We start from the raw sequence: 15,104 nt of genomic DNA, 5'->3' as shown, positions 1-15,104 counted from the left end.
GATGAGCGACATCTGGACCACTTACCGCCTTTACATCGTGGCGGCTCTCGTCGTGCTCGCCGCCGTGCTCTCGACCCTGTTCGTGACGCCCGAGACCAAGCAGGCGGTGATCATCCGCACGGGTGAACCGCGCGAGATCGTCAACATGTTCACGCCCGACGATCCTTTCGGGCAGACCGGTGCCGGCATCTGGTATCGCATCCCGTTCGTCGACCGGGTGCAGATGGTCGAGCGCCGTGTGCTCGATCTCGACATGGACAACGAACAGGTGCTCACCAGCGACCAGCAGCGCCTCCGGGTCAATGCCTATGCGCGCTATCGCATCATCCAGCCGGTTACGATGATCCAGCGTTCGGGTGACGAGGAGCGTCTGAACGCCCAGCTCGCCCCGATCCTGCGCTCGGCGCTGCGCCAGGAGCTCGGCCGCCGCACCTTTGCCAGCCTGCTGACCGCGGAGCGCGGCACCGCGATGAATTCGATCCGCGACACGCTCGACCGCCAGGCGCGTGAATACGGGGCGCAGATCATCGACGTGCGGATCAAGGCCGCCGACCTTCCTGACGGAACCCCGCTCCAGGCGGCCTTCACCCGGATGATTTCCGAACGCCAGGAACAGGCCGAGACCATCCGTGCGCAGGGGCGCAAGAACGCCCAGATCATCCGCGCACAGGCGGATGCCGAGGCCGCGGCGATCTATGCCGATGCCTATGGCAAGGACCCGGATTTCTATGATTTCTACCGCGCGATGGAGAGTTACCGCCAAACCTTCATCAACGGCGAGGGCAGCTCCTCGATGGTTCTCGATGCCGACAACGAGTATTTCAACCAGTTCAACGGGCGATAGCAGCGTCGCTCGAAAAACCCCTCACCGACGAAGCGTTGACTGACTTGGACCAGCGACGCGGCGCTTCATTCGCGGTTCAGTGCATCCCCGCTCATCTGGGGGCGTATCTTTACACAATGCAGCGGCGGCCTATCTCGCAAGAGTGCAGCCCGAACAGGAAAAGGAACGAGAGGACGTGAACAACGTGCGATATGTCTATGGACTGACGAGCGCGCTCCTGGTCGGAGGCGCGGCGGTTTCGCTGATGACCGGCTATCCCGCCGGGGCGCAGGTGGCGCAGAACGACGATGCGGTGATGGACCGGGTGGTCCCGGTTGCCGGCGCGCCCGCGAGCTTTGCCGACCTGACCGAGCAATTGCAGCCCGCGGTGGTCAATATCGCCACCCGGCAGTCGATCGAGGTCAATCGCAACCCGTTTGCCGGCACCCCCTTTGCCGAATTGTTCAACCGGCGCGGCGGCAACCAGCCGCAGCGGCGCGAGGCGCAATCGCTGGGCTCGGGCTTCATCATCAGCGCCGATGGCTACGTCGTCACCAACAATCACGTGATCACCCCCGACAACCGCGCGCGGCTCGAGGAAATCACCGTCACCATGCCCGACGGGACCGAATATGAGGCCGACCTCGTCGGGGCCGACGCGCAATCCGACCTCGCGGTGCTCAAGATCCGCGCGGACCGCAATTTCCCCTTCGTCGAATTCGGCGACAGTTCGCAGACCCGCGTGGGCGAATGGGTGGTCGCGATCGGCAACCCGTTCGGCCTCGGCGGGACGGTGACCAGCGGGATCGTCTCGGCGGTCTATCGCAATACCGGCCAGGGCGGCGCCTATGACCGCTACATCCAGACCGATGCCAGCATCAATCGCGGCAATTCGGGCGGCCCGCTGTTCGACATGCGCGGCAATGTGATCGGCATCAACAACGCGATCTTCTCGCCTTCGGGCGGGAGCGTGGGGATCGGCTTTGCGATCCCTGCCGAAATCGCCGAGCCGATCATCGAGCAATTGCGCGAAGGCCGCGAGATCGAGCGCGGCTATCTCGGCGTCGGGCTCGAACCGATGAGCGATGACCTCGCCGATTCGCTAGGGCTGCGGCGCAATCGCGGCGAGATCGTCCAGACCGTGCAGGACGACAGCGCCGCCTCGCGCGCAGGTCTCCGTCCCGGCGACATCATCACCCGCGTCAATGGCCGCGAGGTGACCTCGGAACAGACGGTATCCTTCCTCGTCGCCAATATCGCTCCGGGCCAGACGGTCCCGATCGAGCTTCTGCGCGACGGCCAGCGGGTCAGTGTCAACGCGACACTCGGCCGCCGCCCGAGCGAGGACGAACTGCGTCGCCAGAACCAGACTTTCGACCCCGATGCCGAGAGCCCGATGGGGGCCGAGACATCGGACGAAATGATCGCCGAGGCGATCGGCCTGCAGGTGCTCGAAATGACCCCGCAGATCGCGCGCAGCCTCGGCGTCGCCGAAGGCACCAGCGGTCTCGTCATCGGGGCGGTCGATCCCAATTCGGATGCGGGTCGCAAGGGCCTGCGCCGCGGCGACATCATCCTTTCGGCCAATTACCAGGGCGTCGACACGATCGAGGCGCTGCGCGAACAGATCCGCGCCGCGCGGATCGACAACCGCGAGGCGCTGCTCCTGAGGATTCAGCGCCGCGGCGCGCCGCCGCGTTTCGTGCCGATCCGGATGCGCTGACCGGCCAGCCAAAACTTACAAGCGAAAGGCCCCGCGCGAACCGGATCGCGCGGGGCCTTTTCTTTTTCGCGGTCAGTTTCCGCCGGGCCGGTTGGCGGGCGGCGCAGTGTTGCGCGGGGGCGCGATGTCGAGCGTTTCGCGCGGCGCCCTTCGCGGCGGCGGTTGCTGGGGCGGCGGCGGTGCGCGCACCGGCGCTCCGATCGCTTCCTCGAGAAAATCCTCGCTCACCGCCGGAGGCGGCTCGACGATCGGTCCGCGACTTTCGCCTTCGACATCGAAGGGCTGTCCGATCGGGTCGCGTCGTCCGGGTTCGACCAGATTGCCCTGCTCGTCGATGAAGTAATAGTCCTCCGGGTCGCCGAACAGGTCCTCGTCATCGGGTTCGCGCAGCCACTCGGGAAGGTTGAGATCGGTGTCGAAATCCTCGACCGGGCGATCCTTGACCGCATAGCGCATATAGGCTGCAAAGGCGCGCGCGGGTGCACGCCCGCCCTGGAGGCCGGGGACCGCACGGGCATCGTCGCGGCCCATCCACACGCCGGTGGTGATCCCGCTGGAAAAGCCGACGAACCAGCCATCCTTGTTCGAACTCGTCGTCCCGGTCTTGCCTGCCACCGGCCGCCCGATCTGCGCCGCGCGGCCCGTTCCGGTCTGGACCGCCGCCTGGAGCAGGTCGGTGATCCCGGCCGCGACGTAATCGGGCACCAGCCGCCGCTCGCGCGCGGCTTCGTGCTCGTAAAGCACCTCGCCGCTCGCGGTCTGGACCTTGACGATCCCGTAGGGCTCGACCCCGATCCCGCCTGCCGACACGCCGGCAAAGGCGCGGGTCATCTCGATCAGCCGCACCTCGGACGAACCGAGCACCATCGAGGGGAAGGTCGAGATCGGGCTGGTGACGCCAAAGCGCCGCGCCATCGAGGCGACCGACCCGAACCCGACCTCGTTGCCGAGCTGGGCCGCGACGGTGTTGATCGAATAGGCAAAGGCGGTGCGCAGATTGGTTTCGCCGACATTGCGCCCGTTGGAATTGCGCGGGCTCCACCCGTCGATCGTCACCGGGGTGTCGACCACCCGGTCATCGGGCGTGTAGCCGGCCTCGAGCGCGGCGAGATAGACGAACAGTTTCCATGAAGAGCCAGGCTGGCGCATGGCATTGGTGGCGCGGTTGAAATTTGTCTCGACGTAATCGGTCCCGCCGACCAGCGCGAGGATCGCCCCGTCGCGGTCCATGCTGACCAGCGCGCCCTGCGTGCCCGACGGCACGTTCGAGGCGATCGAGGCGGTCGCGGCGCGCTGCATTCCGACATCGAGCGTGGTCCACACCTCAAGCGGGGCATTGGTTTCGGGCAGCAGTATGTCGAGCTGCGGCAGCGCCCAGTCGGTGAAATAGCGCACCGAGTTCTGGCCCGCCTGCTGCTTGATCTCGACCGTGTCGACATCGACCCGCGCCTCGGCAACGCTGATATAGCCCTGTTCGCGCATCAGCCGCAGAACCACCTGCGCGCGGTCGACCGCGGCCTGGGTGTCGGCGGTGGGCGAATAGCGGCTCGGCGCCTTGACGAGACCGGCGATGATCGCGGCCTCGGCGACCGACAGCTCGGTGCCCGGATGGCTGAAGAACTTGCGGCTGGCGCTGTCCACCCCGTAGGCGCCGCCGCCGAAATAGACCTTGTTGAGATAAAGCTCGAGGATCTGTTCCTTGGAAAACCGCCATTCGAGCGCCATGGCAAGCACCGCTTCGCGGGCCTTGCGGTCGAATGTGCGGTTGGAGGACAGGAACAGGTTGCGCGCAAGCTGCTGCGAGATGGTCGAGGTCCCGCCCACCCTGCTGCGGGTGCCGGTGATCCCTTCGACAACCGCGCCCGCGGTGCGCCAGAAGTCGATCCCGAAATGCGACCAGAACCGCCGGTCCTCGACCGCGATCATTGCATTGCGCATGTTCTCGGGGATTTCCTCGTATTCGAGCCATTCGCCGAAGCTCGGCCCGATCTCGACAATCTCGCTGCCGTCGCGCGCACGCACGAGGATGGTCTGTCCGGCCTGGCTCGATTGGAGCTGGTAATAGCTCGGGATCGAACGCGCCGCGAAACCGACCGCGAAGGCGAGGAAGACCGCACCCAGCAGCGCCGCCGCGCCCGTCCACAGCGCGATGCGCTTGGCCCAGCGGCCAAGGCGCGAGGAACCCTCGCCGTCTCCGCCCGAACCACCGCCCGAACGCTTCTTGCCCTTGCGCTTTCGGCCCGAGCCGCCGCCCGAACCCGATGCGGCCTTGGCGCGCTCGCTCGCCGCACGCCGTGCGCCGCGCTTGGTCGAATTCTGGAGAAGGTCAGCCCGCCTGGACATTGGGTCCCATCACATCGCCCCCGATAAGGTCACTGGCGCGCCAATCAAGCCGCGCGCTCGAGGTGGCTTGCATAAAGGAGTTGTAACCCGGGGTGAACAATCGCCGCGACAGAGCGGGGGATAGCAGCGGACGGGCCGCGCCGAGCCGCCTAATCATTCGGCGCTTTCGCCGCTTTCGGGCGCAAAGGTGAGCGCTGCCGAATTGATGCAGTAGCGCAAGCCCCCTTCCTCGGGCGGGCCGTCGGGAAAGACATGGCCGAGATGGCCCCCGCAATTGCCGCAGGTGACTTCGGTGCGGATCATGCCGTGCGAGGTGTCGCGGTGTTCCTCGACCACCTCGCCATCGGCGGGCCGGGTGAAGGCGGGCCAGCCGCAACCGCTATTGTATTTTGCCGCGCTGATGAACAGCCGGGTGCCGCAGGCCGCGCACAGATATTCGCCGTCCTCGTAGAACTTGTCATATTTGCCGGTGAAGGCGCGCTCGGTCCCTGCTTCGCGCAGGACGTGAAACTGCTCGGCGCTCAGGCGCTCGCGCCATTCGGCCTCGGTGATCGATCTCGCGTTGTCGTCCATTGCGGCTCCTTTGCGGGGTTATCACCCATCGACCAGCGCGTAATGCGCAGGCGGCTTGATCACGTCCATACGCTCGGACAGCAGCGGACGGAAACTCGGGCGGCTCTTGAACACGGCATACCAGCCGCGGGTCTGTTCGTGGCCGGCCCAGTCGATCCCGCCAAGATAGTCGGCGACCGAGATCTGCGCAGCGGCGGCAAGATCAGCCAGGCTCATGGTCGACCCGGCAAGCCAGGGGCGGTTGTCGATCAGCCAGTCCATGTAATCGAGATGGCCGTGCGCCATCCGCATCGCCTCGCGCAGGGCGCGGCTGTCGGGCGGCTGGCGCAGAACGATGCGTTTCTTCATCCGTTCGTTGAGCAGCGGCGCGGTGACATCGGCGTAGAAATTCTCGTCGAACAGCGCGACCAGCCGGCGGATCTCGGCACGCCCGGGCGCAGTGCCGTTGATCATCGGCGATTTCTCGACCGTCTCTTCGAGGTATTCGGCGATCGCGCGGCTGTCGGCGAGCGTGATGCCCTTTTCGGAATTGACCAGCACCGGGGTGCGCCCGGCCGGGTTGAGATTGTAGAAATCGTCCGAAGCCGCCCAGGGATCGACCCGAACGAGGTCATAGGCGATGTTCTTCTCGCCCATCAGCAGCCTGATCTTGCGCGAGAAAGGGCACAGGGGAAATTGATGGAGCTGCCACATATGGCAGCCCTAATGCCCCAGATCGGGGACCAGTTCCACTCGCTTGTTACAGGCCGGCGGCCTCTTTCATCACGCGGCAGGCGGGCATCATCGCCGCGACGCGTTCGGCCCCGGCCTCGTTGTCGAGACGCGCGACCTCGGCCTGCATCAGGCTTGCCACCTGAGCGCTGGTCATCCCGGTGTCGTCGATAAGTCGGGCGAGCGCACGGACGAAGAATTCGCGCGCGGTCCCGGCGTCGAGATCGCCATGGGCATCGCCCGCCGGCATGCCTGCATTGCGCCAGCGGATCGCCATGGCAAAGGCGAGCGCGCAGCGCGGGGCGGCGGCCTGTTCGATCGGCAATTGGTCGAGCGATGCGATCGCCGGAGCGTCCGGCCGGGAACCGGGTTCAGGGACAGGCGCAGCCTGCATTGCGAGCGCGCTCGAAGCGGCAAGGAAGGCGATCATGGTCATGCGCGCTCTCCTATAGTGCGGGCGATGAATGCAAGGCTACCGACAAAGCGGTTGTCGCACGCCTCGCCGCGTCCTACCCCTCGCCCACACACTCACAACGAGGGAGAAAGGCAATCATGCTCAACCACATCATGATCGGATCGAACGATATCGAGCGTTCGCGCAAATTCTACAACGCGGTGCTCGGCGTGCTCGGAGCGGGCGAGCCGTTCGAACACGTCAACGATACCGGCCACACCCGCCTGTTCTGGAACCACAACGGCGACACCTTCTCGGTGAGCGAGCCGATCAACGGTAAGCCTGCCAACACCGCCAATGGCTTCACCATCGGGTTCAAGTGCAATTCGATGGAACAGGTCCAGGAACTCCACGATGTCGCGATCGCCAATGGCGGGACCAGCATCGAAGACCCGCCCGGCCCGCGCGAAGGCAGCATGGGGGTGATGAACCTGTGCTATGTCACCGATCCCGACGGCCACAAGATCTGCGGCATCCACCGCCCCGAATAGGCCGCTAGCGCGACAATTCGAACACCGCGAACTCGGCGCGCCAATTGGCTCCTGGCGCGCCGATTTCGCTGTCGCCTGCAAAGAACCACTCGCGCGCGATCTTGATGTCATGGGCGCGCACCAGTTCGCGGAAATCGGCGACGGTGACGTGGTGGATGTTCGCGGTCTCGTACCAGCTCACCGGCAAGGCGCGGGTCACCGGCATCCGGCCGCCAAGAGCGAGCGCTGCGCGGGTGCGCCAATGGGCGAAATTGGGAAACGAGACGAAGGCGCGCCTGCCGACGCGCAGCAATTCGTCGAGGATCCTGTCGGGCCGCGCCATGGTCTGCAGCGTGCGGCTCAGGACCGCGTAATCGAAGGCGTGGTCGGGATAGTCGACGAGGTCGCTATTGGCATCGCCCTGGACCACCGAGAGCCCGCGCGCGACGCAGCGTTCGACCTGCACGGCATCGATCTCGATCCCGCGCACGTCGCAGCCCTTCTGCGTCTCGAGCACGCGCATCAATTCGCCATCACCGCAGCCGATATCGAGCACCCGCGAGGCAGGCGTCACATGGCTGGCAATTGCCGCGAGGTCGGCTCGCAGGGCGCCGGGCACATCAGCGTTCATTCGACAAAGCCCCGCACCACCCGGTCGAGCTGTTCGTGTTCGAGCAGGAAGCTGTCATGGCCGTGGGGCGCTGCCAGTTCGACAAAGCTGACCTTGGCGCCGGCAGCGTTGAGCGCGTGGACCACGTGGCGGCTCTCATTGGTGGGATAGAGCCAGTCGGTATCGAAGCTGACGAGGCAGAAACGCGCGCGCGCGCCGTCAAAGGCATCGGCGAGCCGCCCCCCGTGCTCTTCGGCAAGGTCGAAATAATCCATCGCGCGGGTGATATAGAGGTAGGAATTGGCATCGAAACGGCGGGTGAAACCGCTGCCCTGGTAGCGCAGATAGCTTTCGACCTGGAAATCGGCGTCGAAGCCGAAGCTCTTGGTTCCCGCGCTGCCATCGGGCCGGTCCTGCAGACGGCGGCCGAATTTCGCGGTCAGTCCGGCCTCTGACAGGTAGGTGATGTGCGCTGCCATGCGCGCCACGGCGAGGCCATTGTCGGGCCGTTCATCGCTCGCGTAATAACTGCCCTCACCCCATGCCGGATCGGCCATGATCGCCTGGCGCCCGACCTCGTGAAAGGCGATGTTCTGCGCCGAATGACGCGCGGTCGATGCGATCACCATCACCCGCTCGGCTCGTGTCGGCCAGTTGGCGGCGAGGCTCAGCGCCTGCATCCCGCCCATCGACCCGCCGATCACCGCATGGAGCCGCTCGATCTCGAGCCCGTCGAGCAGCGCGATCACCCCGCGCACCATGTCGCGAATGGTGATCACCGGAAAGCGCATCGCATAGGGCGCGCCATCGGGTGCAAGGCTCGCCGGGCCGGTCGATCCCATGCAGCTTCCGATGACATTGGCACAGATGACAAAATAGCGGTCCGTGTCGACCGGCTTGCCGGGTCCGACCATGCGCTCCCACCAGCCGGGCTTGCCGGTGACGGGATGCGGGCTCGCGACATGCTGGTCGCCGGTCAGCGCGTGGCACACCAGCACCGCGTTCGTCGCGTCGGGCGCGAGCTTGCCATAGGTCTGGTAGGCGATTTCGGCGCCTTCGAGCACCCCGCCGCTATCGAGCGCGAGCGGCCCTGGCAGGGCGAAGACGGGCGAGGCGGAGGCGGCATTCATCGACAATATGCGATTGGGCGAGCCGCCTCGCGGTGTCAATCGGGCTGTTCTTGGCGCGGCGAAGCGGTTATCGCCCGGCGCGCCATGACCAGCACGCCCCAGCTCCAGCCCAAGCCCAAGCCCAAGCCCTATATCCTCGGTATCCACGCCTATACGCCCGGCAAGTCGAGCGGGGCGGACGGGCGCAGGCTCGTCAAGCTGTCGGCCAATGAGAACCCGCTCGGCACCAGCCCGGCCGCGCTCGACGTGCTTTCCCGCCCGCGCGACCAGGCCGCCGCCTATCCCGATCCCGGCGCAAGCGCGCTGCGCGAAGCCATCGCCCGCCAGCACGGGCTCGACCCGGAGCGAATCGTGTGCGGGACGGGGTCGGACGAACTTCTCAATCTCGCAGCGCAAGCCTATGCCGGACAAGGCGATGAGGTGATGTTCGCAGCTCGATCCTTCGCGGTCTACGACATCGCCGCGCGCCGCTGCGGGGCCGATCCGGTCGAGGTCGCGGATCGCGACTTTGCCGCCGATGTCGATGCGATGCTGGCCGCCGTGACAGAGCGCACCCGCGTCGTCTTCCTTGCCAATCCCAACAATCCCACCGGGACCTGGCTGGCGCCCGACACGGTGCGCCGGCTGCATGCGGGGCTGCCCGCAGACGTCCTGTTCGTGCTCGACGAAGCCTATGCCGAATATCTTGCGCCCGAACACCAGCGCACCGGCTTCGACCTGGCCGAAAGCCATGACAACGTGCTCGTCACGCGGACCTTTTCCAAGATCTATGGTCTTGCCGCCGAACGGATCGGCTGGGCGACCGGGGCGCCCGCCTTGATCGATGCGCTCAACCGCATTCGCGGACCGTTCAACGTCACCACCAGCGGCCAAGAGGCAGCCCGGGCCGCGCTCGGCGACCAGCGTTTCGTCGCCGAAAGCCGGGCGCACAATGCCTCCGAACGCGCGCGCTTCGTCGCCGCGATCGAGGCGCTGGGCAATCACGGTCTCGTCGCGGTGCCGAGCGAGGCCAATTTTGTGCTGGTGCGCTTCACCGGCGCCGTCAGCGCGCCCGCTGCGCTCGATGCGCTGGCCGAGGCGGGCTACGCGGTGCGCCACCTGCCGGGCCAGGGGCTTGGGGATGCGTTGCGCATCACGATCGGCACGAGCGCGGACATGGATCGCGTTGCCGCAACCCTGCAAACCTTGTGCGGAGAAGCGCGGTGACCATCACACGCCTTGCCATCATCGGGCTGGGCCTGCTTGGCGGGTCGATCGGGCTGGCGGTGCGCGAGCACGCGGGCGCAATCGCCACTGCCGGCTATGATCGCGATCCGCGCGTGCGCGAAAAGGCGCGCGAACGCGGTCTTGTGGGCACTGTCTGTGACAATCCTGCCGACGCGGTGCGCGATGCGGACCTGGTGGTGCTGTGCGTGCCGGTGGGTGCGATGGAAGAGGCCGCGCGCGAAATCGCCGGCGCGCTTTCGCCGCACGCGATCGTCTCCGATGTCGGCTCCTCGAAGCAGAGCGTCGCCGAAGCGCTCGAGCGCGCGCTGCCGGGCGTGTGCATCATTCCCGCTCATCCGGTTGCCGGGACCGAACAGAGCGGTCCCGAAGCCGGTTTCGCCTCGCTCTTCACCAATCGCTGGTGCATTCTCACCCCTCCCGACGATGCCGAGGAGGAGGCCGTCGCCGCGCTGTCCGGTTTCTGGACTTCGCTCGGCGCGCGTGTCGAGATCATGGAGGCCGCGCATCACGACCTCGTGCTCGCGGTGACCAGCCATATCCCGCATCTGATCGCCTTCACCATTGTCGGCACGGCGAGCGATCTGGAAGACGTCACGCGTTCGGAAGTGATCAAGTATTCGGCCGGCGGTTTCCGCGATTTCACCCGCATCGCCGCCTCGGACCCGGTGATGTGGCGCGACGTGTTCCTTTCGAACCGTCCTGCCGTGCTCGAAATGCTCGGCCGTTTCACCGAGGATTTGACCGCGCTCCAACGGGCGATCCGTTCGGGCGATGGCGAGGCGCTGCACGACCTGTTCAGCCGCACCCGCGCAATCCGGCGCGCCGTGATCGAGGAAGGCCAGGATGACGAGCGCCCCGATTTCGGGCGCGAGGACCACGGCTGACGCGCGATCAGGTGTCCGGGTTGAGCGCGTTGATCGCCTTGTGGACGCGCGCTTCGATCTCGGCGCGCGGCAGGCCGGCAGGAATGGTTTCGCCGACCTTGTAGGTGATCGTGCCCGGTCGCTTGACCAGGTGGTGATAGAGCGAGCCGCTGTTCACCGCGATCGGCACGACCGGAAGGCCGAGCAGCTTGTAAATGCCCGCAAAACCCGATTGCAGCCGCGGCGCGCTGCCGTGGGGCACACGCGTGCCCTCGGGAAAGATCACCAGCGGGCGGCCCTCGCTCACCCGCACCCGCGCGCTCGCGATCATTTCGCGCAAGGTCCGCGCCCCGCGTTCGCGCGCGACCGGGACGAGGCCATAGATCCTCGCGACGTATCCCCAGCCCGGGATCCGGAACAGCTCGCGCTTGGCGAACACGCTGGGGAAAGCGAAGAGGTGCGGCATGTCGATCGCTTCGAAAAAGCTCTCATGCTTGACCGCGATCAGCACCGGACCATCGGGAATGTCGCCTTCGACCGCAATCGCGATGGCGAGAATATGGGTGACGCACCAGCGATGCCACGCGCCCCATTGTGCCACCGCCCGCTTCAGCCGCTCGCGCCCGAAGGGAACCGCGAGGATCGAGGCGATGACGAACAGCGCGCTCCCGGCGTAGAAAACCGGGTAGAAGACGAGGCTGCGAAGAATGGCCATCGCGCGCATCACAGCCCGAACAGGCCCGCAAGCCAGCTTGCGAGCAGCTTGTGATATTCGAGAAACAGGCTCGCAAGGCTTGGCTGCGAGGGCACCGCGTCGCGCACCACCTCGATATCGGCGGGAAGCGTGCGGTCGAGCTCTCCTGCCGCGCGGCGCATGTGCCAGTCAGTGGTCACCAGCCGCAGCGAACGGATTGCATTGGCCTCGACCCAGTCGGCGGTCTCGGTCGCATTGGTGCGGGTGTCGACCGCGCGAAAGCCGAGCGTGATGCAACACGCCATGCGGTCCTCGTGGACACCGAATTCGGCGGCGAATTCGCCCGGGGTCACTTCCGGGTCGACCCCGGTCACCAGCATCTTCTGCGCCTGCCCCTGGTCGAGCACGGCAAGACCCTGTGCGATCCGACCCGCTCCGCCGGTGGGCACGATCACCGCGTCTGTTGCGATCGAGCCGGCAGGCTGCGGCAATGCAACCGCGAACCACAGGAAACCGAGCGCCCAGGCGAGCAGCGGTATCGACAGGAGAGTGCCAAGGACTTTCATGGGTTTACAGCATCTGCCTTAGCGCAAAGCCGATCGTTATGCGCCCGGTAATGAGCGCGAGCACCACTCCGCCCACCGGAATTGCCGCGATGACCGCCCAATCGGTCCAGCCGAGACCGCCGCCTGCGACCATCCCGCTTTCGAGCGCGGCGAACTGGCGGCCGAGGAGCCAGACCGCGCCGATCCCCAGCGCAAGCCCGATCAAGCCGCCAAAGATCGCATCGCGAAGCACCGCGCGCTGGAAGATGCGGGTCACCTGCGCATCGGTCCCGCCCAGCAGGTGGATGATCTCGACCGTCTCGCGGTGATTGGCAAAGGCGTTGCGCGCGGCCAGCCAGACCGCGGCGGCCGTGGCGAAGGCGATCAGCGCGATCAGCGCCAGCGCGAGATATTGCAGGGCCGCGAGCGCATCATAGACCGGGCCGAGCCATTGCGACTGCGCATCGACGCGAATGCCCGGGGCGAGTGTGTCGAGCGTCTCGCGCAGCCGCGCGATTTCCCGCGCGGTGGCCTGGCGCGACAATTCGACATCGATCAGCGCCGGGATCGGCACGTCGCCGCTCGCGGCACTCGCGCCGAGCCAGGGTTCGAGCAGGGCGGCAAGCTCGCTCTCGGGGACGATGCGGACCGATGTGACGAGCCGATCATCGGCAAGCGCGGCAGCGGCGGCCTCGGCCAAGGCGGCGCGGCTCTCGCCGTTGGCTTCGACGATCTGGACCGTGAGAGCGCCTGACAGTTCGGCGCGGGCATTTTCGGCCAGCCCCCTCAGCGCCAGCCCGCCCGCAGCCGCGATCACCACCAGAGCGATGAGGATCGCGATCACCCACGGCATCGGCCCGCCGAACCGCGTCTGGGGAAGCAGGCGGGTGCTCGCCTTCGCCTCTCCGGTTGCGAGCGGCACGCCGGGGTGAGCAGCGGCAGGTGCGTTCTTCGTCATGGCCGCCCCCTCGCCCCGCTCGTGCCCATGGCTGGGCGCGGCGGATAGCGCAGCGCGCCGGTGGGATCGGAGAGCCGCCCCTTGTGAAGCCGCATGATCAGCGAATCTGGCACCTTCTTGAGCAGGTGCACATCGTGGGTGGCGACGATCACCGTGGTCCCCACCCTGTTGTTGAGCGCCTCGAACAGGCGCAGCAGCTTCAGGGCCATTTCCGGATCGACATTGCCGGTCGGCTCGTCGGCGATCAGGATCTGCGGACGCGCGATCACCGCGCGCGCGATCGCCACGCGCTGCTGTTCGCCGCCCGACATGGTCGCCGGGATCGCCTGGGCGCGGTGCGCGAGCCCGACCCATTCGAGCATGTCGCCGACCGCCTTGATGACCCGAGTCTCGCTGGTCCCTGCCAGCCGCAGCGGCAGCGCCACGTTGTCGAAGGCCGACAGGTGCTGGACGAGCCGGAAGTTCTGGAACACCACGCCCAGCCGCCGGCGGAAATCGGGCAGGCGCTGGCGCGGCAGGGTGATCATGTCCTTGCCGAACATCCGGATCGCCCCGCGCGAGGGGCGCTGCGCGAGATAGAGCAGCTTAAGGAGGCTGGTCTTTCCTGCGCCACTGGCACCGGTGAGGAAATAGAAGCTGCCGGGATAGAGCGTGAAGCTGAGATCGCTCAGCACTTCGGTGTCGGCGGTGTAGCGCAGACCGACATTGTCGAATTTCACGATTTCGGCCGCGCGCTCGCTCATCGCTGGCGGCTTTATCAGCGCCTATCGGGTGGGGAAAGGGCGCTGATGCAGCTTTCGCCCCCTAAATCGGCCCGCGACCCGGCGCGCGTGCGCCCCGCGCGCCTTCCATGTGGAAAAAGCGGGCGAAATGCGCATCGCAGCCGCCCGCGCCCTTGTCTGCGCCGCGCGGCTGGCACATGCCGCAGGGGCAATGATCATAAGCTGCCCGGCCTGCGGAACGCGTTATGTCGTGCCCGAAACCGCGATTGGCGGTGACGGGCGCACGGTGCGCTGTGCCAAGTGCAAGCATAGCTGGCATCAGGATCCTCAACCCGCCGACACGGCACGTCCGCGCGAACAGGTCGCGAAGGCCGCAGCAGCCCGGACTGGCGCGACGCCTGCTCCGACGCCTGCACCCACCTCGTCTCCCGCCCCCGCGCCTGCCCAGCCGCCTGCCCCGGCGCCTGCCCCGCCGCATCAGGGCAGCGAGCCCGGATCGGCCGAGGAGCCGAGCGGCCCCTCGATCGATCACTGGCGCAATGGCGAGCATCCCGATACGGGCCGCGCCGCGGACGCAGGCGCTGGCGGTATCGGCGCAGCCGCGCTCGCAAGCCGCGACGAGCCTTCCGCCACGACGCACGAGCATGACGAGGACACCGCGATCCCCGACACGCTCGCCTCCCCGCATGACGATGCGCACGACGATGCGCACGGGCCGGGCGGATACGATTACGACGACAGCGCCGATGCCCACGAAGGCTCGAGCTTCGATTACAGCCCGCCTTTCACCAGGCGGCGCAATTCGCTCAAGATGTGGACGATCGCGGCGGCCGCGTTCGCCGTGCTCGCGACCGGCACCGTGGTCGCGGTCAATTATTACGGCCTGCCCGAATGGGTGCCGATCCAGCGCCCGACCTTCGGCGTGGGCGAGGCCGATCTCGCGCTCGATTTCCCCGATGGCGAGCAGCGCAAGGAGCGTCTCGAAAACGGCGAGGAGATCTTCCGCGTGCGCGGCACGATCGCCAATACCGGCAGCGAAACCATCGCCGTTCCGAACCTGCTCGTGGTGTTCCGCGACGAGCGCGAGCGCAATGTCGGCAACTGGATCGTGGTCCCCGCCAAGCGCGAGCTGGCGCCGGGCGAAAGCCTCAACGTGGCCGAGGCGATCACCGATATCCCGCCCGCCGCGCGCGCTGCCTATATCGGCTGGGCGCCCAACTGACCGGGTGCGCCGCCGGGTCGCCGAGGCCGCCTTCAC

16 protein-coding genes are annotated in these 15,104 nt (G+C 66.9%); 6 read left to right on the top strand and 10 right to left on the bottom strand.

All coding sequences use genetic code 11. The features are described 5' to 3' along the window. Nucleotide 1 precedes the first annotated feature (1 nt). Both hflC and ACKTSM_RS03790 read left to right on the top strand, forming a co-directional pair. Nucleotides 2-844, top strand: a complete 843-nt coding sequence (hflC, locus tag ACKTSM_RS03795; protein ID WP_407875799.1) for a protease modulator HflC — start codon at nt 2-4, stop codon at nt 842-844. A gap of 175 nt (nt 845-1,019) precedes the next feature. Further along, nucleotides 1,020-2,546, top strand: coding sequence for a Do family serine endopeptidase (locus ACKTSM_RS03790; protein ID WP_407875798.1), 1,527 nt, complete (start codon nt 1,020-1,022; stop codon nt 2,544-2,546). A 72-nt stretch (nt 2,547-2,618) separates the two neighbouring features. Here the strand turns inward: ACKTSM_RS03790 and ACKTSM_RS03785 are convergent, their stop codons facing one another. From ACKTSM_RS03785 to ACKTSM_RS03770, 4 genes are all read right to left on the bottom strand, one after another. Beyond that, entirely contained in the window at nt 2,619-4,889 is a 2,271-nt protein-coding gene (locus ACKTSM_RS03785; protein ID WP_407875797.1) for a transglycosylase domain-containing protein, read from the bottom strand. Nucleotides 4,890-5,042: 153 nt separating this feature from the next. Continuing rightward, nucleotides 5,043-5,462, bottom strand: coding sequence for a peptide-methionine (R)-S-oxide reductase MsrB (gene msrB, locus ACKTSM_RS03780; protein ID WP_407875796.1), 420 nt, complete (start codon nt 5,460-5,462; stop codon nt 5,043-5,045). Between the two features lie 21 nt (nt 5,463-5,483). After that, nucleotides 5,484-6,155, bottom strand: coding sequence for a glutathione S-transferase family protein (locus ACKTSM_RS03775; RefSeq protein WP_407875795.1), 672 nt, complete (start codon nt 6,153-6,155; stop codon nt 5,484-5,486). A 46-nt stretch (nt 6,156-6,201) separates the two neighbouring features. Further along, a complete protein-coding gene (locus ACKTSM_RS03770) occupies nt 6,202-6,609 on the bottom strand; it encodes a hypothetical protein (RefSeq protein ID WP_407875794.1) in 408 nt (135 codons plus the stop codon). A 116-nt stretch (nt 6,610-6,725) separates the two neighbouring features. Here ACKTSM_RS03770 and ACKTSM_RS03765 point away from each other — a divergent pair, with 116 nt between their 5' ends. Beyond that, nucleotides 6,726-7,118: a VOC family protein gene (locus ACKTSM_RS03765; protein WP_407875793.1), complete on the top strand. Its 393-nt coding sequence runs from the start codon at nt 6,726-6,728 to the stop codon at nt 7,116-7,118. A gap of 4 nt (nt 7,119-7,122) precedes the next feature. Here ACKTSM_RS03765 and metW read toward each other — a convergent pair whose 3' ends face one another. Then, entirely contained in the window at nt 7,123-7,728 is a 606-nt protein-coding gene (gene metW / locus ACKTSM_RS03760; RefSeq protein ID WP_407875792.1) for a methionine biosynthesis protein MetW, read from the bottom strand. Beyond that, on the bottom strand, nt 7,725-8,837 hold the full coding sequence (locus ACKTSM_RS03755; RefSeq protein ID WP_407875791.1) for a homoserine O-acetyltransferase: 1,113 nt from the start codon (nt 8,835-8,837) through the stop codon (nt 7,725-7,727). The genes metW and ACKTSM_RS03755 overlap by 4 nt, the downstream gene beginning before the upstream one ends. An 84-nt stretch (nt 8,838-8,921) precedes the next feature. Here ACKTSM_RS03755 and hisC point away from each other — a divergent pair, with 84 nt between their 5' ends. Continuing rightward, nucleotides 8,922-10,043, top strand: a complete 1,122-nt coding sequence (hisC, locus tag ACKTSM_RS03750) for a histidinol-phosphate transaminase (RefSeq protein WP_407875790.1) — start codon at nt 8,922-8,924, stop codon at nt 10,041-10,043. Further along, entirely contained in the window at nt 10,040-10,948 is a 909-nt protein-coding gene (locus ACKTSM_RS03745) for a prephenate/arogenate dehydrogenase family protein (RefSeq protein ID WP_407875789.1), read from the top strand. The genes hisC and ACKTSM_RS03745 overlap by 4 nt, the downstream gene beginning before the upstream one ends. 7 nt (nt 10,949-10,955) lie before the next feature. Here the strand turns inward: ACKTSM_RS03745 and ACKTSM_RS03740 are convergent, their stop codons facing one another. The 4 genes from ACKTSM_RS03740 to ftsE are packed head-to-tail and all read right to left on the bottom strand — an operon-like array spanning nt 10,956 to nt 13,867. After that, nucleotides 10,956-11,642, bottom strand: coding sequence for a lysophospholipid acyltransferase family protein (locus ACKTSM_RS03740; protein WP_407875788.1), 687 nt, complete (start codon nt 11,640-11,642; stop codon nt 10,956-10,958). An 8-nt stretch (nt 11,643-11,650) separates the two neighbouring features. Further along, complete coding sequence (locus ACKTSM_RS03735; RefSeq protein WP_407875787.1) at nt 11,651-12,187, bottom strand: YdcF family protein; 537 nt, start codon at nt 12,185-12,187, stop codon at nt 11,651-11,653. A 4-nt stretch (nt 12,188-12,191) separates the two neighbouring features. Continuing rightward, a complete protein-coding gene (locus ACKTSM_RS03730) occupies nt 12,192-13,124 on the bottom strand; it encodes a cell division protein FtsX (protein ID WP_407875786.1) in 933 nt (310 codons plus the stop codon). After that, on the bottom strand, nt 13,121-13,867 hold the full coding sequence (gene ftsE, locus ACKTSM_RS03725) for a cell division ATP-binding protein FtsE (RefSeq protein WP_407875785.1): 747 nt from the start codon (nt 13,865-13,867) through the stop codon (nt 13,121-13,123). The genes ACKTSM_RS03730 and ftsE overlap by 4 nt, the downstream gene beginning before the upstream one ends. Before the next feature lie 127 nt (nt 13,868-13,994). Here ftsE and ACKTSM_RS03720 point away from each other — a divergent pair, with 127 nt between their 5' ends. Then, nucleotides 13,995-15,068 carry an MJ0042-type zinc finger domain-containing protein gene (locus tag ACKTSM_RS03720; RefSeq protein WP_407875784.1) on the top strand — a complete coding sequence of 358 codons (1,074 nt, stop codon included), beginning with the start codon at nt 13,995-13,997 and terminating at the stop codon, nt 15,066-15,068. Nucleotides 15,069-15,104 lie beyond the last annotated feature (36 nt).

It is taken from the genome of Qipengyuania nanhaisediminis (assembly GCF_045862805.1).
Classification (GTDB): Bacteria; Pseudomonadota; Alphaproteobacteria; order Sphingomonadales; family Sphingomonadaceae; genus Erythrobacter; species Erythrobacter nanhaisediminis_A.
The sequence above is the reverse complement of the archived record's forward strand: the minus strand, read 5'-3'. Positions and strand labels throughout refer to the sequence as shown.